This is a genomic window from Dactylosporangium sp. NPDC050688, from assembly GCF_040654515.1.
Taxonomy (GTDB): Bacteria; Actinomycetota; Actinomycetes; order Mycobacteriales; family Micromonosporaceae; genus Dactylosporangium.
In genome coordinates, this window is sequence record NZ_JBFAIC010000068.1 from 36,626 (window position 1) to 61,447 (window position 24,822).

10 protein-coding genes are annotated in these 24,822 nt (G+C 69.5%); 9 read left to right on the plus strand and 1 reads right to left on the minus strand.

Annotation, left to right across the window (positions count from 1 at the left end; genetic code table 11):
• Window positions 1-152 precede the first annotated feature (152 nt).
• From eccD to AB0H83_RS41945, 9 genes are all read left to right on the plus strand, one after another.
• Entirely contained in the window at window positions 153-1,568 is a 1,416-nt protein-coding gene (gene eccD / locus AB0H83_RS41905; protein ID WP_360105994.1) for a type VII secretion integral membrane protein EccD, read from the plus strand.
• A 6-nt stretch (window positions 1,569-1,574) separates the two neighbouring features.
• Window positions 1,575-2,975 carry a type VII secretion protein EccB gene (gene eccB, locus AB0H83_RS41910; protein WP_360105997.1) on the plus strand — a complete coding sequence of 467 codons (1,401 nt, stop codon included), beginning with the start codon at window positions 1,575-1,577 and terminating at the stop codon, window positions 2,973-2,975.
• A gap of 78 nt (window positions 2,976-3,053) precedes the next feature.
• The gene (locus AB0H83_RS41915; RefSeq protein WP_360106000.1) at window positions 3,054-3,389 is read left to right on the plus strand and encodes a WXG100 family type VII secretion target; all 336 of its coding nucleotides are present in this window, start codon (window positions 3,054-3,056) and stop codon (window positions 3,387-3,389) included.
• Window positions 3,390-3,426: 37 nt separating this feature from the next.
• Complete coding sequence (locus tag AB0H83_RS41920; RefSeq protein ID WP_360106003.1) at window positions 3,427-3,723, plus strand: WXG100 family type VII secretion target; 297 nt, start codon at window positions 3,427-3,429, stop codon at window positions 3,721-3,723.
• A gap of 127 nt (window positions 3,724-3,850) precedes the next feature.
• Window positions 3,851-4,252 (plus strand): hypothetical protein, encoded by a 402-nt coding sequence (locus tag AB0H83_RS41925; RefSeq protein ID WP_360106006.1) that lies wholly within the window; start codon window positions 3,851-3,853, stop codon window positions 4,250-4,252.
• 28 nt (window positions 4,253-4,280) lie between these two features.
• Complete coding sequence (locus tag AB0H83_RS41930) at window positions 4,281-6,059, plus strand: hypothetical protein (RefSeq protein ID WP_360106009.1); 1,779 nt, start codon at window positions 4,281-4,283, stop codon at window positions 6,057-6,059.
• Between the two features lie 23 nt (window positions 6,060-6,082).
• On the plus strand, window positions 6,083-6,523 hold the full coding sequence (locus AB0H83_RS41935; RefSeq protein WP_360106012.1) for a YbaB/EbfC family nucleoid-associated protein: 441 nt from the start codon (window positions 6,083-6,085) through the stop codon (window positions 6,521-6,523).
• Window positions 6,508-6,849, plus strand: coding sequence for a hypothetical protein (locus AB0H83_RS41940; protein ID WP_360106014.1), 342 nt, complete (start codon window positions 6,508-6,510; stop codon window positions 6,847-6,849). The genes AB0H83_RS41935 and AB0H83_RS41940 overlap by 16 nt, the downstream gene beginning before the upstream one ends.
• Before the next feature lie 18 nt (window positions 6,850-6,867).
• A complete protein-coding gene (locus AB0H83_RS41945; RefSeq protein ID WP_360106017.1) occupies window positions 6,868-24,237 on the plus strand; it encodes a hypothetical protein in 17,370 nt (5,789 codons plus the stop codon).
• Between the two features lie 8 nt (window positions 24,238-24,245).
• On the opposite strand, the gene AB0H83_RS41950 is transcribed toward AB0H83_RS41945, so the two are convergent.
• Window positions 24,246-24,822, minus strand: a 577-nt coding sequence (locus AB0H83_RS41950; protein ID WP_360106019.1) for a transposase, incomplete at its 5' end; no start/stop codon positions are given.

Sequence of the window (24,822 nt, forward strand, 5' to 3'; positions counted from 1 at the left end):
CGTTTCTGGGATGGCCGGTCGTGCACTCGTCGGATACAACGCCGTGCGGGCCCGCCGCGGCCTACACCCCGGCCGGTGCCGGAGGTCCCCAGTCCGGGGACTCCGGGCCGTCCCACCGAACCGGACCCGGTGCGGCGGTCGTCGTGTGCAGCGTGACGGTCGCGACGACGAGCGAGATGTGCCGGCTGGCGGTGTACGGGCCGCAGCGGCGCATCGACATCGCCGTGCCCGTCCACGTGCCGATCGCGGATCTGCTCCCCACGCTGCTCCGCCAGCTGCAACCGGCGGACCAGGCGCCGGAGTCGGGACTCGCCGACTCCGGCCTGGAGCACGGCGGCTGGGTGCTGCAACGGCTGGGCGAGCCGCCGTTCGACGAGAACCTGAGCCTCGCCGAGGCCGGGCTGCACGACGGGGACACCGTGCATCTGCGCCCCCGGTCCGACCAGATCCCGCCGATCCACTTCGACGACCTCATCGACGGCGTGGCGACCACGGTGCGTGGCCGGGCACCCCGCTGGCTGGCGGCGTTCACCCGCGCGGCGGCCCTCGCCGGGCTCGGTCTGGTCCTGGCGGCCGGGTGGGTGCTGCTGGCGCTGCCCGGTCCGGCGGCCGCGCGGATCGCCGTCGCCGGTGTCGCCGCCGTGCTGGTGCTGCTGTCCGCGCTGGCGGTGCGGGTCACCGGCGACCGGATCGCCGCCGCCGTCCTCGCCGCAGGCGCCGCCGGGTTCGCCGCGGTGGCCGGCCTGCTCAGCCCGGATGTCGCGGCCGGTTCGCCGGCGCTGCGCCTGGCGGCGCCGAACCTGCTGGCCGGGTCGGCCGCCGTGCTTGCCGTCGCGGTGCTGACCGTGGTGGTCGTTGACGTGGTCCGGGCGGCCGCCGCCGGTCTCGCGGTCGCCGCCACCGGAGTCGCGGCCGGGGCGCTGCTCGCCGTCGTGACGCCGATCGGGTACCCCGCGGCGGCCGCGACGCTCGCCGTCGTCGCGACGCTCGCCGTGACCGCCGTGCCGATGACGGCGTTCCGGCTGGCCGGCCTGCGGTTGCCGCCGCTGCCGACCGAGCCCGACCACATCCAGGAGGACCTCGATCCGATTCCCAGCGACGAGATCCTCAGCGGTGCGGCCCGGGCCGACCGGGTCATGCTCGCGCTGTACGGGGGGCTCGCGGCCACCACCGCGCTCGGCACGGTCGCGGCGGCGTGGCAGCCCGGTTGGGCCCCGGCCACCCTGGCGGTCCTGGTCGCGCTGGCGCAGCTGCTGGGTGCCCGCCCGATGGCGAACGCCTGGCACCGGATGACCGCGCTCGTGCCGGCGACGGCGGGGCTGGTCGCGGTGGTCGTCGCGCTCGCCGCCGGCGCGGACCCCATGACCCGGCTCGTAATCGCCGCCGTCGGCGTGCCGGTGGCCGCCGCGGTCATGTACGGGGGCGCGCTGCGGCTGCCGGGCCTGCGGCTCAACCCGTACTGGGGGCGCACCGGCGACATCGTGCAATGGATGGCGACGTGCGCCGCGGTCCCGGTGCTGTTCGCCGTGCTCGACCTGTACCGGCTCGCGCGGGGACTGCGCGGGTAAGCCATGATGCAGTCCCGCAGTGACCAGATCAAGGCGCAGTCCGCGTTGCACATGCGGCTGACCTGTGCGTTGGTGGCCGCCGACCCCGACGCGCTGGAGCACCCCAACCGGCGCACCGTCGTCGGCACGGTCGCGGGAGTACTGATCGGGTGCCTCGTGGTCGTCGGGTTCGCGGTCTACGGCTACTTCGTGCCCGGCGGTTCGTCGGCGTGGCGCAAGCCCCTGGTGCTCATCGTCGAGCGGGAGACCGGCTCGCGGTACCTCTACCTCGACGGCGAACTGCGACCGGTGCTCAACTACACCTCGGCCCGGCTGCTGCTCGGCCCGGCGCCGAAGGTCCAGACCGTGTCCCGCCGGTCCCTCGCCGGGGCCCGGCACGGCCAGCCGATCGGGATCGTCGGCGCACCGGACGCGCTGCCGACGGTGCCGCTGCGGACGCTGTCCTGGACCCTCTGCGCCGAGCAGACCGCCGACGGGGCCGGCGCCGGCCGGACCGGCAACGTGCTGACCGTGACGGCCGACCGGCCGGGATCGCCGCTGGCCGCCGACCGGGCGATCGTCGCCACGACCCCGACCGGGACCTATCTCGTCTGGTCCGGCCGGCGGTTCCGGTTGCACCAGCCGTGGCTGGTGAAGGTGCTCGGGTACGAGGGCCTCGGCGTGGCGGTCACCGCGCCCTGGCTCGACGTGGTGCCCGCCGGTCCGGACGTCGACTCCATCGAGGTTTCGGGCCGCGGCCAGCCGGGACCGGACCTGGACGGCCGGCCCGCGCGGGTCGGGCAGGTGTTCGTGGTCCGCAACGCCGGCACGACCGAGCGGTACTACCTGCTGCGCGCCGACGGGCTCAGCCCGCTGACCGCGACCGGAGCGGCGATCGTCCTCGGCGACCCGGCAACGGCGGCGGCATATCCGGCACAGAGCCCGGCGGCGCTGCCGCTGAGCCCCACGACGCTCGCCACCGCCAGGACCACGGCCGCGCCGGCGGTCCTGGCGGCCCTGCCCGCGCGGCCACCGTCGGTCGCTGCCGTCGCCGACGGCCAGGTGCCGTGCGTGCGGCTGCCCTCCCCGTCCGGCCCACCGGACACGCCCGTGGAGATCCTGACCACCGCGCCGGACCCGGCCGCCCGTCCGGTCCGGCCGGCGCCGGACCTGGCCGGGCTGCGTGGTGACGTCCGGGTGCGCATCGACGCCGGCGGCGGAGGCCTGGTCACGCTCGCCCGGGCCGGACAGGCGAGCGGCCCGAGCCTGCACCTGCTCACCGACGCCGGGGTGGGCTATCCGGTGGCCGGTGCCGCGGTGGCGCAGTCACTGGGTTTCCCGGCGGCCACCGCGGTGGCGGTGCCGGCGGCGCTGCTGGAACTGCTGCCGACCGGCCCGGTGCTGGACCCGGCGCGGGTGCGGGGGTGAGGCCGGCGCGTCACCGGGCCGACCCGGCCGACCGCGGCTGGCGATGACGATCCACAAGGAAAGGACAGCGGAGGAACCATGACCATGCCAGGCCAGATCGTATCGACGACCGATGCCACCACGGCACTCATCCAGCAGTTCGAACAGACCGTCGCCCAGCAGCGGCAGGCCCGCACCGCGATGGAGAGCTGCGAGGCGGCGCTGAACACACAGTGGGGCGGTCAGGCGTCCGGTGCGTACCGCAACGCGCTGGCCGTCTGGGCCCAGAACCTCGACCAGGTCCGTGCCGCTCTGCTCGAGTTGCAGACCGCGATGGGCCAGCACGCGAGGACGAACGACACTGCCGAGGACGACGCTCTGACGTCGGTCAACATCGTGGCTCAGCAGGCCGCCGTGTCGGCCTCGTGGACCTGAGCCGAGAACACCTGAGTCCAGGAAAGAGGACGACACCATGGCCGACTACTCAGTCAACCCGAACGGTCTGCTCGACACGGCCGACGAACTGCAGATCATCCAGAACCAGCTGAGGTCGTCGCTGGACGCCCTGGGGACCGCCGTGCAGAACTTCCAGAACTCGAACCACGGCGAGTCCATCGTCGGCTTCTCCGCCGCGCAGGCGAAGTGGGACGGCGCGATGGTGCGGATGCAGGGTGCGCTGGACACCGCCAGGACCCAACTGATCCAGATCCAGGGCAGTTACAAGCTCGCCGACAACCGGTCCGCGGCCATGTTCAACGGCATGGTCTGACCGGTCCGGTCTGACCGGAACTCGTTCCTGATCCGCAGCAAAGGGCAGCGCCGGCCGCGGCGACGTCTCCGGGCAACGGCCGCGGCCGGCTCGCTGCCCCGCCAACCGCGAGCACGAGGAGGCCGCCGTGGCACCGCCCGAAAAGATTGTCATCAATGACGACTTCATCAAGAAGGTCGCCAACAATCTCTCCACCTTCGAGACGGAACTGGGCAGGGTGCTGAACGGTTCCGGCCCGCCGTACCTCAACAGCTTGACCGTCGCCGCCGGGGCGGACGGGTACGCCCAGGGAACGGCCCTGGAATCCGCGGTGTCCAGCGCCGGCACGGCCGTCCACACGCACCTGAGCTCGCTCCGGACGAGCCTGCTCAACCAGTGGACGAACCTGGACCGGATGCTGGAAGTGACCGACGAGGTCGAGGCACTGAACACGCAGGAGCCGTCGTCGATCGTCGAGTGGCTGGACACCGGCCTGTTCACCCCACCGGCCACACCCACCCCGCCCGTCGTCCCACCCGCCAAGCAATGACGGCCGGCGTGCGCGGAGGTGACCGCTGATGGCCGAGACGAACTGGGACGTCGTCCTCACGAAGATTCTGGGCGCCACGAACATCGACCGGAACAAGGTGACGGAGAAGAGCTGGCTGACGCACGGTGGCGTGCAATATGAAGACGGCAACCCGGCGGCCCGCCCGGACGACCCCAACGTGGCCCGCTTCTGGCGCTACAGAACGGCGGTCGGGTCCAAAGGCGGCCCCGTCATCACCAGCTACCGGGTCACCAGAGGGGTCGCGAACTACTTCTTCAACGGCGCCGGCGAGGACCACAAGACGTACTGGACCAGCAGCTGGAACGCGATCTACGCCTGGCCGATCGTCCAGCTCGACAAGTTGACGTTCGATGCGGCCCACGGGGCGTTCCTGCGTGCCGAGGAGTACCTCACCAATACCTCGCGTCTGGTGCAGGAGCTGATCGGCGAGATCGACACCGAGACGTCGGGGTTCAAGGGATCGGCAGCGGAGGCGTTCACGGTCGTCCTGCGCAACATCCGCGTGTCGATGGACAGCCTCGCGGCCGACATGAAACAGCGCGGGGGCAAGACCTGGTCCGCCCTGCTCGCCGACAACTCCGCCGCGATCGTGCAGTTCACCGAGGATCTGCGAAACGCGGCGAAGAGCTACGAATCGGGCCGGGCGATGCCTTACGAGCGGCCGGACCAGATCATCCAGGCCATTCTGAACGACGTCAAAGCCAAAGCCGCGGTGGACGCGGACTCCACCGCCCCCCTGACGGCGGAATGGAACATCACGGTCACGATCGAGGGCCAGCCGCCGAAGACGGTGGACATCAACTCTCCCGCCGGCTGGGCCACGCTCGACACCCTCGCCAAGGACGTCTGGCGCGCGTCGCTGCAACACCACCTCGACAGCAAGATGCCCGGCGCCACCACCGCGCTGGACACCAGCTTCAACACCTCCACGATCGAGCTGACCGGGGGGCTGACAACACTGCACCTCGACTCGATGGACCCGCCGGAGACCGGTTCCGGCGGCGAGAACGGCGGCGCCGGTGGTTCCGGCGGCGGTGGTGGCGAACTGGACCTCGGTGGTGCCGGCGGGGGCGGCGGCGCTGGTGCCGGTGGCCTGGATCTCGGTGGTGCCGGCGGGGGCGGCGGCGCTGGTGCCGGTGGCCTGGACCTCGGCGGTCCCGGTGGTTCCGGCATCGGGGGCGTGGGCGGATCGGGTCTGCCGGACTTTGGCAGTGGATCGGGTCTGCCGGACTTCGGGGACGGCGAGGGCGTGTCACCGCTGTTCCCGCCGCTCGGATCGATCCCGGTCTCCCCGATTCCTGGACGCTCCGGCGGCGCCTTGCTCACGGGCGGCGGATCCGGGGCCGGGTATGCGGGCTCCGACGACGACTCGGCGCTGCTGTCCTCGCTGACGCCGACCGCGATCGACGGACAGGACGTCGGCATGCTGGGCGGTGCGCCAGCGCCGGGCTCGGGCAGCGGTGGTTCGATCGGCCAGCTCATCGAGATGCCATCGGCCGGCGGCGTCGCCGGCTCCGGCAACGGCATGGGCGGCATGCCGTTCATCCCACCGATGGGCGGCATGGGTGGCATGGGCCAGGGCGGCCAGTCGAAGGAGCGCGAGCGCACGACCTGGCTGGCCGAGGACGAAGAGGTCTGGGGCACCGACCCGGACTGCATGCCGGCCGTGGTCGGCCGCGACGACACCGACACCGGCACCGTCGCCCCGCGGGTGCCCACCGCGCCGTACGGCCCGACGACGTCCCGGCCGGGCACGACCCGCACCACCCGCCGTGGCGGCGGCTGACCCAGGAGGAGGTTGAACGACACATGACGATTCCGCTGCACAACCAGGTGGAGCACGCAATGGCCCAGCTCCGGGCCACCCAGGACGCGCTGGACGCCGTCCAGCGCGAGCTCTCCGAGACGACAACGAGCAGCACCTCCCGCAACCGGGCGGTGACCGTCACGGTCGACGGCCGCGGTGAGATCACGGCGATCACGTTCCCGACCGGCGCGCACCGGTCGATGGCGCCGGCCGAGCTGGGTGAGCTGCTGGTCGAGACGATCCGGGAGGCACGGCAGGCGGCGTCACAGACGGCGGTGTCGCTCTTCACGCCGTTGATGCCCTCGGGGACCAACCTGGGGGCGCTGCTCGACGGCGACCTCGACCTCGACGGCATGATCGCCGAGGCCCTCCAGGCGGCGACCGCCCCGTTGCCCGGCGAGCAGTCCGGGCCGCAGGAGGGGCCGCCATGCCTGACGACGTGATCGCGGCGAGCACCACAGACATGCGGGCCAAGGTCCCCGAACTCGGCCAGGCGGCGACGATCGCGACCCGCATCGGCAACACGCTGAACACGGCGCTGGCGTCGAACGAGCCGCTCGCGGACTGGACCGACGACGAGGTGACCGCGCAGTACCTGCCCGAGCACGAACAGACCAAGAAGTTCGTGGGTCAGGTCTTCGAACTGCTGCCCCCCGCGGTCGGCGGCGATCAGGAGCGTACCCGCGCCCTGATCGAGCTGCTGGAGCAGGTCGAGGCGGAGAACCAGGAGCAGGCCGAGCACGCGAGCTCGCTGATCGTCCACACGTAACACCCGCCGTCGGAAAGGGTGAGTCCGGTAGCAATCCAGCCGTCACGCGAGGTCGCCGACTTTCTCAAGGTCATCACCGGCGAGGAGGTGCCGGGCCTCAACGAGGACCGGCTCTTCGCCGTGGCCCAGGCGTACCATGACGCCGCTACCGGGCTCACCGACGAACTCGCCCCGGTCGTGGTGGCGGCGGTCAACGGCGTCCGGCAGAACTTCAGCGGCGCGGGTGAGCGGGCATTCGCCTCCTCGATGGCGAAGTTCGTCAGCGAGGAGCCCCGCTACCTCTACGTGGCGGCGGAGGAGTTGAACAAGGCGGGGGAGGCCGCTCGCAAGACCGCGCTGCAGGTCCAGTATGTCAAGCTGATCATCATCCTGACCATCGTCGAGCTGATGATCGAGCTTGCCGTCGCGGCCGCGATGGCGTTCATCAACCCGGCGTTCATGGCGTGGTTCGCGGCACGGTCCGCGATCGTCCGGTTCTTCGTCCGCACCATCATCGGCCGGTTGATCCTGGCCGCGACGACCAACATGGTCATGGGCATCGCTTTCCAGGCCGCGATGGACTTTCTCGCCCAGCGGATCCAGATCGACATCCTGCACACCCGCCGACCCGACGAGTGGGACTGGGATGCGACGAGGCAGTCGGTGGAGGTCGGTGCGCTAAGCGGCGCGCTCTCCTTCGTCGGCGGCGCCGTCGGCGACGCCGTCGTGAAGGGGCTGCTCAAACGGCCTCCTTCCAACCTGTTCGGGCGAAACCGCGCCGGTTCGGTGATCGACACACCGGAGCCGATCCCGACGCCGAGGGCCGGCGGCGGGCCCCGCACGCCGTTCGTCGAGTTGCTCACCAAGCACGGGGTGGGCGAGCGCACCGCCAAACGGGTCGAGGACATGGTCGATATCACCAACGAAGCCCTCCTCGAGTACGTCACCGAGGGCCTCTACGGCGTCTTGAAGGGTGAGGGCTGGGACGCGAGCGGGTTCGCACTCACCTCCGGGCTCGTATCGGGGATCGCGGAACAGTCGGGGCACAAGATCGGCAAGTCGCTGGGCATGTCGTACCCGGAGTTCCGGGAACGGGTCCGGCAGTCGCTGCGGCTGGATCCGACCACCGGTGCATACGTCGGCTCGGGCAGTCCACCGCCGACCGGCGACGAGACGGCCTGGCTGCTCGGGGACACGGACAGCGACGACGACACGGCCAGCGAGTACGACTCGGACAATGACTCGTTGTTCTCGAACGAGTCGGACGAGTCCGACTGGCCGTCGGATCCGGCGCCGTCGGTGGTGGACCCGGCGAAACTGGGCACGTCGGACGTGACGCCGGTGCCGAGCGGCGAGGCGCCGTCGACGTCCGGGCAATCCGGGCAGGGCGGCCCCAACCCGGGCCACGCAGTGGCCACCGTCCCCGATGGCGGTCCCAACCCGGCATCCATGCCCGGTCAAGGCGTGTCCGGTCAAGGCGCGTCCGAGCCGGTGCAGAGCACGGTCAATTCGGCCACCACCGGTAGTGCATCGAGCACGTCGACGTCGCTGGGGGGCGAGCAATCGCAGCCGTCCTCGACCGAGTCGCCGGCACCCCCGTCCGGCCAGGTCCCGTCCGAGGTCGCCGACCAGGTCACCTCGACCGAGTCGCCGGCAACCGTGTCCTCGCCCGACGCATCGCCGGATGCCGGCTCGCTGGAGTCCGACTCACCGACCCTGGACGATCAGGGCCCGCCACCGCGGTCCGGTTCGGACACGTCGCCGGTGGACGGTACGGGTGTCGCTCAGCCGGACTCGGGCCTCGGCCCGTCCGGCGACACGGCATCCGGCAGCGTGGCAACGGCCGGGTTCGCCACAGCCGGGCCGGTGTTCTTTCCCGTGCCGAGTTTCGACCAAGATCTCGCCAAGGGCTGGCGGAGGACCAAGTTCGGGTCCAGCGTGCTCATCCCGTCGACGCGGGAGGGTGAGACGCCCGAGCAGGCGCAGAAACGGTGGGAGTCGGAGGTCCAGGTCGCGCGGGCGGTGCCGGTTGTTGAGGGAACCGTTTTCCTGCACGTCCACAGGACGGGTGACGGGTTCGCGGTCGGCGACAAGCCGCTGGACCCGGCCGAGTTCGCCGACTGGCTCGTGAAGGAGAAGCTTGTCGAGGGTAAGCAGCGTGTGGTGCTTGCCTCGTGCCGCGCCGGAACGGTTCAGGGGGACGCCACGCCGGCGGACGGTCCGGCGTCCGGGTCGCCTGCCGCACGGTTGACCGCTGAGCTGTACAACCGTGGTGTCGATGTCAAGGTGGTGGCGTCGGACGCGGACGTCTACGCAAGCCCGAGCGGTCTGCTGTACAGCTTCACCTCCGGCTTCGACACCACCACCGGACAGCCGGTCCTCGCCGGCGCGCAGGCGGGCAGGTGGAAGGAACTCGCGGTCCGCAACCAGACGACCGGCGCCAGCGCCACCGTTCCTGGGACGACGCAGAACGTCACTGCCAAGGCCGTCAAGGAGTCATCCCTCAACCCGTTCGTCCCGCTGTCGCGCACGCTGTCGCACATCCTGGTCGGCGAACTCCCGCCCGACGGCACGGACCTGAACACGATGGTTCGATGGGTCGAAAACGACACGGCTCCCATACAGGCGAAGCCCGTGGTGGACGTCGCACTGGATACGTTGGCTGAAGGGCTGCCTCATGGTTTTGTGCTGAGCCGTGCGTCGGGTGCGGTGATCTTGCATCGGGCCGGTGTGGAGCCGTCGGCGGAGGCGCGTGCGTTTGCGCGGCCACTGGATTCCGTGCTGACGGTAATGATCGATCCTTCGGTGGCGGATCTGGCCACGGCGGATGCGGCCCGGTTGGCGGGGGTCGCGAAGTTCCTGGCGACGGTGCCGGGCACGTCGGGCGGCATCGTCGTGCGTTTCGCGGGCGGGACCAAGGTCGACGTGGCGCGGCTGCTCCAGGTGAGTGAAGGATTGTTCGCCGGGGTGCCGCAGCTGGGTGTGTTGGCTGTGACGCGGAATCAGGTGATCGAGGCGCCGCAGACGATGGACAGCCGGGTGGTGCCGCTCGACGTCACCGGTGAGGTGACGTTCGCTTCGCTCGCGGTGGAGTACGCGGTTTCGTCGGTGCCGCTGCCATCGGTGACCCCGTTCGGACTTCAACGTACCGACCTCGGTCTTGTTGCTGAGCCGACATACGGCCTGGCAGAGGGCTGGCAGGCCGTGTATGAGCAGGGGATCGTCCGGGTCGTCCCGCCGGGCGTGGTCCAGACGGGGGTGCCGCTTCCGCGTCCGGACGCGGTGCTCGTGGTGGAGGCCGGCCCCGGCGTCGAGGTTCCGCAGGCGGTGCGGGACTGGGTGGGCCGTGTCGTGCGTGGGCTGCCGCCGGGGGATCGGGCGCGTGTCATCATGCCGTCCGGGTTCGCGCCCGAGCAACTGGCCGGTGCGTCGGTCGACGGGGTGATGGTGACGGACGGCAGCGAGGTCGGCCTGCCGGGTGTGGTGCTGGTCCATAACGGTTCCCTGCCGCCAGAGCAGTTGACGGAGTCGACGCGGTTCCCCTCGGGTTCGAAGCGCTTGTCGATCGTCGTGGACGCGTCCGTGCCGGAGGCGCAACTGGTCCAGGTGTTGGACACGCTGCTGGAGGAGGCGCCGGATGCGGAGGTCCGTCTGTCGGGGCCGACGCGACAGCCGCCGGAGGCGTTTGCCGAGCTGGCGCAGCGGTTGTTCAAGGACCGGAGCACTGCTGTGCTCACCATTGCCGCCGGGTCGGTGGAGGGCCGGCCGCCGGTGTCGCAGCAGTGGACGCCGCTGGACGATCAGGGTTCGGTGACGTTCGCGCCGCTGGCCACGTGGTACGCCTTCCAGGCCGGCGAGCCTTCCGAGCCGCGTACGCCCTACGGCCTGAAGCCGGCCGACAAGCCGGGTTGGTATCACGTGGGCGAGTGGCGGGCGGGCCAGGTCGGTGACGACGTGTTCGTGGTCCCGCGCGGGTCGGTCAGTGCTGTCGGCACCCAGGCCACCGCCGGGGCGGTGGGGCGGATCAGGCTGGGTGTGCCCGGAGTCGACGCACCGTTCGAGGCGGTCATGCTGGCGGCGCGGATGAAGGCCGGCAACGAGGTCGCGGGGATCGAGACCCGGGGCAGTGATGCGAAGAGCGAGGCGCCCGCTTCGGTGACCGGTTCGGGTTCGGGGTCGGCGCCGAAGCGGCCGCGGCGCACGGAGCCGCAGCGGGCGGCGTTGAGTCTTGCGGTTCCGCGGGCAGGGTTGCCGGTCGCGGGTGTGGTGCGGAGCATGCGCATCCGGCTGGCCGAGTTGGGCGAAGTCGTGCAGCAGTCGGAGTGGCTGGCGTTGGAGAAGAAGCTGCTCACCAATTACCGGCAGGTGGTGAGCGCTGGACTACCGGTGACGCTGGGTGGGGTGGAGTTCCTGGTGCGCCTGGACCCGCGCAATGCGGTGCAGGTGTCGGACGCAGGGAACGTGGGTGCGTCGTATGACTCGATCGTGCCGCGTGAGCAGCAGCGGCCGGTGGACGAACTGGCCGGGCGGAAGAAGCCGGAGGACGGTGCGTTCCACGCGAACGAGTCGGTGCAGGGCTCGTTCCAGGTCGGCGCCTATTCCCAGAACTGGGAGGGCCGGACGACAACCACCAACGTGAGTCTCGGGCTCGGCTTCCTGTTCCAGCTAGCCACCGGCGGGCTCCCGGCTGTTCGGGTCAACCCGGGAGTGAGCGGTGTTGCGAATCAGTCGAACCGCAGCATGGGATGGGTCGGGGACGCGGAGAAGGCGCGTGTCCTGGACACCCGGGAGACTTCGACGCTGTTCGCGTATACGGATCCGGGTTGGCAGGTGAAGCTGCGCACCGACGCGGGGCAGCGCTGGGACGACGAGAACATCGAGCTGCTGGAACCGCAGGACGGTGCCGACGGTGCGCAGCCGCTGTTGCTGTGGGTGCAGGACCATCATCTGGGTACGGTGCCGGAGCAGGTGACGGCCAAGAACCTGCTGGACGGCAACGAGAATCGGATCCCGGAACACTTCTACGCGTCGTACTTCACGCGACTGGAGAAGGTCTACGACAACATCCTGGACGTGCTCAGGAAAGCCAAGGTCGACGTGTCGATCGGTGGTGGCGTGCGTGAGGAACTCGCGGCGCTGCTGTGGAACCTGGAAGCACGCTTCGACGAGGCGGTCAACGGCCAGGAGGGGGCCGGGTTCCTGAACGGCGGCTACACCTTCACGTTGCACCACAACGGCGACGAGGTCGCCGTGGTGACGGTGCACAGCGAACGGGGTGAAGTCGGTGAAAGGGTCGGCGAGACCAGCGACAAGGCGCACATCGAGATGGTCCGGACCGAGATCGCGGGCCAGAGCGACGGACACGCCCTGACACAGGTGACCGGACTGTCGGCAGAGGTGGGTGTCACCACGCCGAAGCCGCCGGCCCAAGGCTACGACGGCATGATCCTCGGCGCAGGCTTCGCCGGTACGGAGTGGAACCGGACGAGCGGGCTGGGCAACACCAAGGTCGGCCTGAACGTCGTGGTGACGAGGTACGTCGGGGACACGACGGGTACGGAGCTCAAGGTCAAGCACACTGCGTACGTGGCGGTGCGCGCCCGGCCGGACAAGCTGTACAAGACCGATCCGGTCCCTGGCGAGGTGCTGCTGCGGCTGCCCGAGCCGCACGCGTTCGAGTACGGGTTCCCGGTCGACAAGGACGCGCTCCTGCCCGGCCACGCCCCCGACCCCGACGACGGCAAGGTGCCGTATGACCCGAAGGCGATGCGGCGCAAGGGTGTGCGCCCGGGCGCTCCCGTGGGGCCGTTGCCCAGGCACGTCCTTCACGGTGGCCCCGGGCTGAGTCTGCCCATGATGGACCGCACGCCGCTCAAGGACGTCCGGAACCGGGTGGTGGGGCGGTTGCAGCAGGCCGGTTTCCTTCCGCCGGACCTGACCAGCCCGTTCTCCGTCCAGACCTCGTCGTCGGGCCAGCTGCCGAACACGGCGCTGGTGAACAGCCGGATCGAAAACCTGAAGGTCGTGCAGAAGTTCCTCTCCGGCGACTCGTTCGATGCTCACTACAATCAACTGCAGCAGGACGGCCTGCCGTTCTGGCTCATGCTGCGGGACGGGGTCGGCGAGCCGCGCCAGGTCCGGGTGACGGTCTTCCACAAGACGGAGCTGACCGACGAGGTGGACTCCCGCGGCGACTCGATCTACGCGGTGGAGACCACCGGTGAGTTCCACACCGTGAACCTCACGATGGGCCTTGACATCGTGAGCCTGCACGACGACGGCGGTGAGAAGGTCAGCGGCGGTTTCAAGGTCCTCTTCTCGGCGAGTGAGCATCTGCCGCAGGAGCTCAAGGACGTCCTGGAATCCGTCAACTTCGCAGTGTCGATCTCGCGGGCCAAGGGCTTCTCGGAACGGGTCACCTTCGTCCTGAACCGGCCGGAGCTGCTGGAGTATTCCGGTCCCGTGGGAAAGTTCGAGCTGCCCGGCGAAGTCTCCGTCCGGCTCGATTTCGCCGAGCTCCAGGGCACGCAACCGGATTCGTGGACGTCGACTCCGGTCGGCGTCACGTCCACGGTGCATCTGCTGCCGCACCTCAACACCGGAAAGACGACCCTGGCCAAGCAGCCGAAGCCCACCCCGCCACAAGCGTTCTACCGGGCGGTCTTCGCCTACGCCACGACCGCCGGCCTCACGGAGGCGGCCCGGAGACTCCTCGGCAAGGTCCTGACGGGCCCGGGCAAGCCCGCCGACAGGGCAGTGACCACGTTCGCCAGTCACGCCATGGTCCTGGCTCACTTGAAGGAGGCGATCCTCCAGCAGCAGGGCGGATACACCCTCGAGAGCACGGTCAGCCCCGGGATTCTCAAGGACCTGCACGGGCTGCTCAACGTGAACGTCGAGGTAGGCCCGTCGGAATACGTCGGCGTGACCGATGCCGGGAGTGGGTTCGCGCACGGAGTGATCGAGCTGGGTCTGTCCGAGGTGGTCGTGTCCAAGAGCAAGGGGACCTCGTGGGCGGTTGAGCTACCGGCCGGATTTGACAACGTTCTCCCGCCCGGCGATCTGACCATGGCCCCGGGGGTCTCCGGCAAGCTCGGGTGGGGCCATGGCCAAGGGGAATCGCAGAAGATCACCGGCGGGTCGGAGAACATCAACCTCAGCTTCGGCCGGGTCGTGGCGTTGCAGGCGCGCGTCACCTACACACTGGCGGGCGCGCTCGAGCACTATTCCAAGCTGTTGCCCAGCTCGTTCGACGTGCCGCCGCAGCAGGTCGTCGAGGGTGACGTGGGGTATCTGCTGACCGAGCCGGACGCTTTGGCGGCCTACGGCCGGGGAATGGTGCCGCTCGGCGACGAGTATCTGTCCGACGCGATGCTGCGCTGGAGCACCGGGCAGCTGGTGTTGCCGGGTGATGTCGTGGCCGGGGTGCTGACGCGGTGGCACACGGAGTCGCAGCCCGAGGTGCCGCAACCCAAGGCCGGGGTCGAGGACAGCGGAGGGCTGGACGAGGCCGTCCGCCTCATGCAGATCCAGCACTGGGCGACGCAGCTGCACCAGCGGACCTCGGACGACGAAACGGACGACGTCGTGCTCCGCCTCAGCGCCGAGGCGCTGGAGAACTTCCGCACGGCATTCGGCATCGACCTCAGCAACCGGAAGAGCCCGCACCACGACAAGTATCTTCCGCCCTACCTGACGCAGGCCGCGCCGCAACTGGGACACCTCACGACCCAGGAGATCACCCCGCGGGACACGAACGGCGACTCGTTCCTCACCATCGTCCGTGGGCTGATCGAAGACGAGGCGCCCGGTCTGCTGTCCAAGGAACCCGGCACGTGGAGCGGCGCAGGCCCGACGGTGTGGTGGCGGCGGTGGGTCGACGGCCGCTGGGCCATGGGCCGGCTGCAGGGCGGCGTCCAGATGCTGCAGAGTCTCTTCGCGGGCACCCGCATGCACCAGCTCCTCGACGCGATGCTGCAGCCCGGCGGCATGTCGCTGTACCTGACCAACGAGGTCGGCTGGTTCCTGGCCGACGTCGTCAAGCTCGAATTTGCGGCCCGGTTCATGGCGCCACCCGAGTTCACGTACTTCCGTCCGAACGGAGGGGAGGAGATCTACACACATAACTACAAAGGTGGTACGACAAGCGTTTCGAGGGACTTCACCGTCGCCATGAAGTCGTCCGCCGGGACCGGCTTCGACCCCGGCATGTCGGCCTCGGGCGCTGTCGAGGTGAGCAGCGGTCATCACAAGGCGACCACCCGCGCCGAGCAGGAGACCGAGGAACGCACGTTCTACTCGTGGAAGGGACACTACGAGCTGAACGGCACGGTTGAGTTCACCTTCGCCGCGCGGCGGCTCGGGATGCCCAACCGGCCGCTGAACAATGCCCTGACGACGGCGCACCGGTGGTGGAAGGGGTACCGGCCGGCATTGCCGCGCAAGGTCGTGGCCGACGTTGTGCTGGGGGTGTCGAAAGGGCTGGCCGAGATGGCCCAGAAGTTCGGCCCGGACCTGCCGCCCGATTTCGTGAAGGTGGAGCTGCCGGGTGATGCGTTCATCGCCGCGACGTCGGTGAACGCCGTGCCCGAAGGGCAGCTCCTGCTCAAACAGGTGTTCGACCGCAGGAACCCGCTGGCCCGGTTCCTGTTCCCGGACCGTACCGGCGCCACGGGCATCCGGCCGAACGCCTCGCTGGACGTCAGATTGTCGCGGGGCGTGCTGACCTGGCACCTGTCCGAGGCGACCACCGGCCAGGGATACGAACTGGGCCAGGTGGGGCGGCCCGGCCACTCCAGCAACCGTGCCGGGTTCCGGCTCACAGGGCCGCTCACCGACCTGCGGATCCTCGGCACGATCGACGGGCCCGACAACACGACCGGCACCGGACGCTACAGCAAGTACCAGGCCAACACCGTCAACAGCGGCAGGAACGACCGGTGGCGCGCGAACCTCAGCCTGGGCTTCAGCCACACCGAAACGGACGTCTCGCCGACGATGCCGGACATCAGCGCGCCGGCCCTCGGCACCAGTTTCGGCTCCCCGATGGCCGACGGCAGCAGCTACAACTCCGCGAACCGGCCGGAGAATCACATCAAGCAGCAAGGGCCGACCGTCCTGGCGGTCCTCCGCGGCGTGTTCAGGCTCGAGGCGAAACGGAAGGACGAGCCGATCCTGTGGCCGTTCCCGACCCGCGAAAGCGAATACAGCAGCGAGCCGATCACCGGGGACGTCTTCGTCCAGCTCTTCGCCGACGAGGCGGAACTGCTCCAGCGCAGACTCGCCGAGGCCCGGGCCACAGCGTTGCCCGCCCTCCAGCCCGCGCCGCGGGTGCCCGGCGACGCGCCCGCCTTCAACCTCTACGAGCAGCTGGAGAACGTGGGCGCGGAAGGCCACAACGCCACGCAGGCCGCCCGTGAGGTCGCCACGCGGATTCTCGGCAAGGTCCGGCAGAAGCCCCGGGGCAAGGACGCCGGCACACGCTGGCCGTCGTGGCGGCGCCGGGCCCCGCACACGCCCACGTCGACGTTCGTGCTCAACGCCGACCGCGATGACGAACTGCGCAGGGCCTACGCGGCCACCCTCGAATGGGCCGAAACGGAGCTCGGCGCGACCGAGGCCCAGGTCGCGTCCTGGCGCGTGGACGACACGGACGTGGCTGCCATGCAGCAAAGCATCAGCGATGTATACGCGTTTTACAACAATGCCGTCGGAGCTGCCATCACAGCCGGCGAGCCCTGGCCCACGTTGCCCGCGGTGGTGCCGGTCCTGGGGCTGGACCCGATGCACACCACCCGGATCATCGCCCACGAGACCGGCCGGGTCGTCGAGCTGCGCGTCACCGAACTGGACGGCACGGAAAGCGTCTGGCTTCTGGACCCCGACGGCCGGGTGTGGCGGCGGGTCGGCGCCGACGAGCCCGCTCACTTCACCCAGGTCGATCCCATCACCCTGGACGTGTTGTCCCAGGATCCTGGCAGATGGTTGACCGAGGAGGAACTCGGTCCCGTACCCAACTTGAACGAGCTGCTCGGCAAGGCGTTCGACGACGGCCGGGCCGGTTCGCGGGCAGTCGACTGGGTGGTTCGCCAGATTCAGCACACCAGCGCCGGAACCGCGCCGGTCACAGTGCTCGCGGACCGGGCGCACGCTGTGGAGACGGTCTATCGGGCCGTCGTCACGTGGGCCGCCGGCGACCCGGCGCTGTCCCTGGACGCCGGGCTCCGCGCCGACGTCGACGACTGGAACACCGCACTGGGCGACGGCGTGCCGGACGCGGCCGAGATGGAGCAGCGGCTCCACCGCTTCCGGACCGCTCAGCCTCCGCCCGCTTTGCTCGCCATGGCGGCGCTGCTCAACGACCCCGTCACCACGGCCCGGCAGATCGCCGTGGCCATGCGCCGCACCGTCGAGCTGCATCTCACCGAGCTGGACGGCACGGACAGCGTCTGGCAGGTCAACTCCGCCGGCCGGGTGCAGATGGTCAGCGACGATGCCACAGCCATGGGCAACGACACCGGCCTCAACCTGTACGGGCTGCTGACAGTCGCAGCCGCCGAGGCCCGCGCCTCGGCTCTGCTCGAACCGCCCGCCAAAGACGCCGGGCGGACAGTGGCCAACCGGGTGGTCGACCACATCAGACGCAGCCCCACCGGCACCGGCCCGCTGACGATGGTCGCGAGCGAGCGGGACGCGTTGCGCACGGTCTACCGGGCCGCCCTCAAGTCGGCGTCGGCTCAAGCCGATCCGTCCTGGGGACCCGATGACCCACTGACCGTGGGCGAGATGCAGGAACGCCTCGAAGCGATCTCCAACACCCTGACCGAGGACCTGGACCCGGACGCCTTGGAGGCCGATCAACGGCTGTCCGAGCTGGCCGTCCTCGAGGATCTGCTCTACCAGGACCCGGTCACCATCGCACGGCAGATCGCCTACGACATCGACCGCCCCGTCGACCTGCACCTCACCCGTCTCGACGGCGAGACCGTGACCAAGCGTATCGACCCCACCGGCCGGGTGTGGCGGATCGGCGACGACGGCGTCGCGCGGTACGAGACCGGTCCCGAGACCGACCTGTACCGGCTGCTCGGCACGGCGATCGAGATGGGGGTCGACGCCACGGAGGCGGTCGAGCAGGCAGTCGACGAGCTCGTTACCCGCGCCCTGGTCGCCAACCAGGTGGAAACGTCCTACCGCGCCGCCCTCACCGCGGTCCGGGACCATGTGGACAGCGCACGGGCCAGGGGCACACTACCGTGGCGCGGACGACCGGGGCCGCTGCTGCCCGGACAAGCGCGGGCGGGCGAAATCCCGCCGATGCTCGACATCGCCACCAGCATCGACCGCTGGCACCGTGACCTGACCGTCGGCGACGTGCCGAGCGTGACCGAGATGCGCGAGCGCCTCGACCGCATCCGCGCCGCCGCCCTCGACGAGTCCTACCGGGCCGCCCTCGCCGCGGCCCGCAAACGCGTCCATACCGACCGGGCCGCGGGCAAGCTCACCGGCGGCGTCGTGAAGGACATCATCGACTGGCACAGTGACCTGACCGCCGGCGACGTTCCGGACGTGGCCGAGATGCGCCGGCGCCTCGACCGGATCGGCGTGAACGCCACGGACACCACAGCCGGTCAGCTCCTGTCCGAGCTGGACCTCATCGAGGGACTCGTGCGCCGCGTGGACGCCGCCGGCATCGCCGGGCGCATCGCCTCGAAGACCGGACAAGCCGTCACTCTGCATTCGACCGACCTGTCCGGCAAGACAGCAGTCGTTCGATACGTCGTGCCCGCAGACGCGTCGTCGGCCGTGGTGATCCGGGGGGCCAAGCGGCCGGAGGAGACATCCCAGCAGGAGCAGCAGCGGTGGGAAGAGGAGGCCAAGTTCGCGGAAGCGGTGTCGGCCGCGGTGTCGGCCGCAGACCCGGGCACGAACACGGTTGTCGTGCAGGTCCACGAGAGGGAGGGCAGGTTCGAGGTCGGTGACGAGCTGCTGAGCCCGGCCGAGTTCGCCGACTGGCTCGTCGCCAAGGCCAAGGTGGCTCTCGCCGGCAGGACGCGCGTGGTGCTTGCCTCGTGCCGTGCTGGGGCCGGTCAGGGCGACTCCACATCGGTGGACGGCACGGCACGACGGCCGGTTGCTGCCGAGGTGGCCGACAAGCTGGCGAAACTTGGCATCACCGAGGTGCTGGCGGCGGACGGAACGGTCTTTTCGCCCGGGGACGGCCGCCCGGTCCTGCTCAGCGTGGCTACGGCCGTCACCACCGACGGGCGGATGACCCTTGCCGGTGCACAGCGGGGCGCATGGAAACTGTTCTCGGTCGGCATCAGCCCGACTGCCAGCAGTTCCACCGCCGTCCCCGCGACCACGCAGGCCGCTTCCGTCGAGGTCGTCCAGGCCACCCTGCCGGCTGGCCATCCGCTGGCGCGGGTGCTGATCGGCGAGGCTCCCGCCCAGGATGCGGACCTGACGAAGATGCTCTGGTGGGGAACGCGCTCCACCCCACCGGCGGATGACCTCATCCTGCCCGACGATGGGGACGATTTAGAGCATGGGGTTGAGGTCGATGCCCAGCCTCCGGCCCAACCGACTCAGGGCAAGCCGGTTCCGTGGTTCGTCCGGGACGAGGGTCTGCCCGGCGACGGGTACGTTTCCGAGGTCATCGGCGAGGCCGCCGGCGTCGACGCGGCGGCCAGGGCCGGTCAGTTCCGGATCAACCTGCCCCCGGTCGAGGACGCCACTGTCACCGCCGCCGACCAGTCCCGGTGGCTGGGTAATGTCATCGATGCGTTCGGCTTGAACGCCGAGCTGCCGGCGCCGGTGCGGACGCCGAGTGGTGTGGTCGTGGTGCCGTCGGTGATGCCTGGTGAGACGCCGGAGCAAGCGCAGGCACGTACTACCGCCGAGCTTGAAATGGCGAGGACGCAGCTGCCGCTGCCGGAAGGCACGGCTGGGATCCATGTCCACCCGGTCGGCGACGGGTTCCGGGTCGGCAACACGGTGCTGGACGCGCAGTCGTTCATCGAGTACCTCGGCGACGTCCTGGACGGTCAGCGTCAGGTGGTCCTGATCTCCTGTGACGCCGGGTCCAAGCCGCAGGCTGCGCCGATTTCCCTGGCCGGGAAGGTGGCCGCGGAGCTGCGTGATCGGGGCATCTCGGTCGTGGCGCCGCGTGGGGTCGCGTTCCTGGCTCCGGCGCTCGGCGGGCGGGTCGTGGCCGCCAGGACGAAGGCCTTCACCGACGACGGCAGGCCGGTGCTCACCGATGCGGGGCCGGGCAGTTGGAGGCGGTTCCGGGCCGCGAAGCAGGATCCGGACGGCCCTACCCGGGTCACCGTGACCGCATTGGATCCGGACGACGACAACGACCAACAGCTCAGCAACGTCCTCACCACCGAACTTCCAGGCCCCGGCACCGACCTGACCGGCGCGGTGTTCTGGACGCAGGAGAACTCGGCACCGGGATCGGCGGTGCAATTCGGCTCGACGGTAACCCCGCACGACGATGCCGCTGGGCCATCTGGTGTGCATGGTGCCGGTCAGGTCGATGTTTCCTCACCGGTGGAGTCGGTGCCGTATCAGTTGTTGATCAGGGATTCGGGATGGCCGGGTAAGGCGTCGAGTTTTGAGCATGAGGTTGGTGACCGTCTGTTGGCGTCGTCGGGGATGCGCCGGGTCGCGCTGGCGTTCTTCGATGCCGGGGTAGCCAGGATGTCTGATGCCACGTTGATGCTGCCGACGGGTGGGTCGCGGTCGGTTGAGCGGTTCCGGACGGAGGCGTCGACCGGTGAGCTGATCGGTGCGGTGATCGGTGGACGGGGGCGGGGGTTCGCCGGATTGCCCGAGGCCGATCTGCCGTCCAGTCTTCATGGCTGGTTCGATGGTCCGTCCGATGCGGGGTCTGCGACGCTGGCGTCGTGGCGGCGGGATGCGCGGGATCGGCGCGGCTTTCTGGTCGGTGACGGTTCGGGTGCGAGGGTCAGGGAGGTTGCGCAGGCGTTGCAGGCGATGGCATCGCTGGCTGAGGGAATCCTTGGCGAGGCGGGGTTGTCGGTCGCGCCGGGTGGGCAGGCGACGCCGGCTTCGGTGCTGGCGACGGATCTGGTGTTGGCGTGGGCGGCGGGAACGGGGGAGTTGAGCACGGCCGAGGTGGTGAAGGTCGCCTTGCTGGTGGGGGTGCCGCTCTCGGAGCGGTTGATGGCTTCAGCGCCGCCGCTGCATACGTATCTGACGTGGATCGTGGCGTCCAATGCCGATGAAACTACGGTTGGGCATTTGACGCCTCCCCACTGGGACGCCTACATCGACACCTACCGCACCTGGGTGAACAAGATCACCGGGGGTGTGCAGGTATCCGGGCCGCTGTCTCCAGAAACGTCATTCCGGTTGGAGTTCGCCACGACCTTTCGTGACGCGGTGGAATGGGCCGCCGGGCCGACGCACGGCAGATCCGACATGACATTTGCCGATCGGGTGGCCAGCTACCTGGAGCGGCCACAGGTCACCGAGCGTGGCATGTTCTTCGATGCGAAGCGCCGGACAGCCATCCGTGATTGGATCGCATCGATCGACCCAGAGGGCAATGCGGCACTGTTGTGGTCCCATCCTGCCTACACCTTGTCGGTGTTCGCGTACACGTCGAGCGAGTACCGGCTCATCAAGTCCTACCTGCGGGGACGCCATCGCCCGGTTGACGAGCAGATCGAGAACCTCGCCAATTGGGCGGCCGATCAGATCCTGCAACGGTCCGAGCTACCGCCGTCGCTGACAGCGCAGCCGGACATCCAGCAACTGTTCATCGCTCCCGAGGAAGGCCCGGCTCGAAGGCCCACCGACCGGGACGCGATGCTCGTCGCCGCCCGCAAGGCGATCCGCACGTACCTGCCGAATCTCGCATTGCGGACCGACCTGCTGGCCGAGATGCTGGACTATCTTCCGCGGTTTGCGGATGAGGCGTTTCACGGTTCGGATCGTCCGGTCCGGCGCCGGGAGGTCGCCTGGCGTTTCCCCCTGCCGGGTGACGTCTTCTACCGGCCGAGCCTGCAGAGCAACAGCAGTAGCTGGTCTGTTGCTTTCAAATATGCGCAGTCCTATGCCGACAACGCGGACGGACCTCACCTCCCCGCGGTGTTCCGGCTGTCGCCCCGGCCGGGACTGGGCGCACGTTCGATTCGTGGCCTCTCCCAATGGATGCTTGAGGACGAGGTGCTGTCCCCGGCCAACACCTCGTTCACCTTGATCAGATCCCGGCTGCGGCTTCGGCGTCGAGAGGGAGGCTTCAATCTGTACCGGGAGTTGACGGTCGAGGAACTGCCGACGCTGACCCCTGGGTCGCGGTTCCTCGGCACGGTCGTCCCGATCGCGCCCGGCGTGAACGCATCGGCACTCGAGGCGCGCACGGATCCACCGGCGGATCTCGACCCCAGCAGCCCGGAGCAGACGCGCGCGTCGTCAAGCATGTCGGCCGGCAGCCCGGATGAAGCCGATGCCGAGCCGTCTCCGCCGAAGTCGACACCGACCGACCCGATGCTGCCGGTGCCGGCACGGACGCCGGGTGTGGTGGTGGTGCCGTCGTCGTTGCCCGGTGAGTCGCCGGAGCAGGTGCGGGCACGTGTTGCTGCTGAGGTCAGCATGGCCAAGCAGCAGTTGCCGTTGCCGGAGGGCACGGTCGGGGTTCATGTGCATCCGGTCCAGGACGGGGCGCGGGTCGGGTTCCGGGTCGGGGAGGAGGTGCTTGATCCGGAGTCGTTCGTCGAGTATCTCGGGGATGTTCTGCACGGTGCGGATCAGTTGGTGCTGATTTCGTGTGATGCGGGGTCCAGGCCGGATGGTGCGCTGGCTTCTCTGGCTGGGAAGGTGGCGGGGCTGCTGCATGAGCGGGGTGTTTCGGTTGTGGCGCCGCGTGGGGTTGCGTTCCTGGCTCCGACGCTGGGCGGTCGGGTGGTGGCTGCCAAGGTGAAGGCGTTCACCGCGGACGGCAGGCCGGTGCTCGCCGATGCGGAGCTGGGCAGCTGGATGCGGTTCCAGGCACAGAAACAGGAGCCGGAGGGCGACATCCAAATTGCGGTGACCTCGCTGGACCCTGACGACGGCAAAGACCGACAGCTCAGCAACGTCCTTACCACCGAGCTTCCAGGCCCCGGCACCGACCTGACGGGCGCGGTGTTCTGGACGCAGGAGAACTCGGCATCGTCGTCGAATCTCCCGCCGGGCAACACAGCCGACGCGCAGATCCCCGGGCAGGACGTGTCGAGTGTCGAGGAGGACGTCGCGGAGCTCCGGCGACGCTTCCCCGATCTCGGCCGGAGCTTCGGCGGTTCCGTGGCCCGGATCGACGACGTTGTGGCCCGGCTCGTCAGCGTGGTGCGCGGCATGCGCTGGGCGCCTGCGAGTATCCCCATGGCCGATGTCGACCTGTTGCCGCTCGTCCAGACGCGGCTCGATCCGCAGGCACAGCATGTCACGACGAAGCATCTCGATGAGTTGATCGCGGGACTGAGTCCGCTTCGACTCGACCGCGACTACGGCAAGCGCGTGCCGCCGGCACGGGTCGATCACCTCTGGTACCGATTGGAGGACGTCTCACGACAGTTCTTCCACAATCGTCGAAACGTGCGCTTGCGGTACACGGTCGACGCCGACGGTGGTGTGCTCATCGGTATCGAGAAGGCCGGCATCGCGGTCACGACCGACGAGGTGGCAGCACAGACGACCGCGTTGAACGACGATGTCCTCGACAAGATCGGCGGGCGGGTCAGCGGCGAGCTCACCCTGACCTCGAACGACGAGATCCTGGTCAACGACAGGTCCGGCTGGTACACACAGACCGAGGTAAGCGCTGACGTGACGCCCGCGAGTATGCATCGCTGGCTGAGCAACGTTGTCGTGCAGGTGTGGAACCGGACCTACATCCCCGCCCGTTACGAGATCGTCGAGCACGTCGAGATTCCGGCACCGATGAGCCAGAACCCGGGCTCCGGCATGGGCCCCGCCCTGTCCGACGAGTACGTGTCCAAGGTGGTGGGGATTCTGAAGCTCCGGATGGACGAACGGGGCGGCGACCTCGACCTGACCTACGTGGCGCCCTTCGTGAACCAACTTCCCGACCCCGCGGCCGGCTGGCGTGCCGTGATCAGATCCATTCTCAGCAAGTCGAGTCTGAGCTCGCGGGTCAGAACGGTGACCGACTGGGCGCGGATGCCCGGCAGCGGTGGCGGGCCGCCGGCCCCGCGGGTGCACGGCAAGCTTCGCGACGTCATCAAGGCCGAACTGCCCAACGACGTCCTGGGCATGCTGGGCCTCACCGACGTTCCCGTGGAGAGCGGCCAATGGTCCCGGGGCGAGAGGAGACGACCCGTGAGGCTGCCCGCGCTGCCCTTCAGCGACGACGTCGCGAAGAAATGGAGTGACTGATCAGGTGGTCAGTTGATGGCGGGTAGCCAGGGCCGACCGGTGATGAGGTCGGTGAGTGCCCGGAGGGTGTTGTGGCCGTGGGCGGTGGCGGTGGCGAGGTAAGAGCGGATCAGCGCGAATTGCTGGGCTCCGTCGAGGGTGCGTAAGCATCCGGATACCTTCTGCCGGATTTTGACCATCCGGATCTGCTGCTCGGCGGCGTTGTTGTCGAACGGGGACCGCAGATCGGTGGCGAACCGCAGGTAGTCCTCGATGCGGTCGCGCATACGGCGGGCCAGGGCATGCAGTTTCCGGCCGACCTTCGACGTGTCGTGCCGGTGGTCCTTGACCGCGACGAGGGCGGCCTGACGAAACCGCCGGGTCTGTTCGGCGAGCAGGTCCGGGTCGATACCCGCACTGCCGCCGGCGCGGGCGTCATCGGCCGCGGTCTTGAGGCGCAGCAACGCATCCGCCGCCTGGCCGGGCCATGCCGCAGCAGATGCCAGCCCGCCGGCGGCGGCGAGCTCGCGCAGCAGATGCGCGCAGCACAACTGGTGGCTGACCGCGGTGTAGGTGTCATACGGTGCCCACGCGTCGTGCACCGCG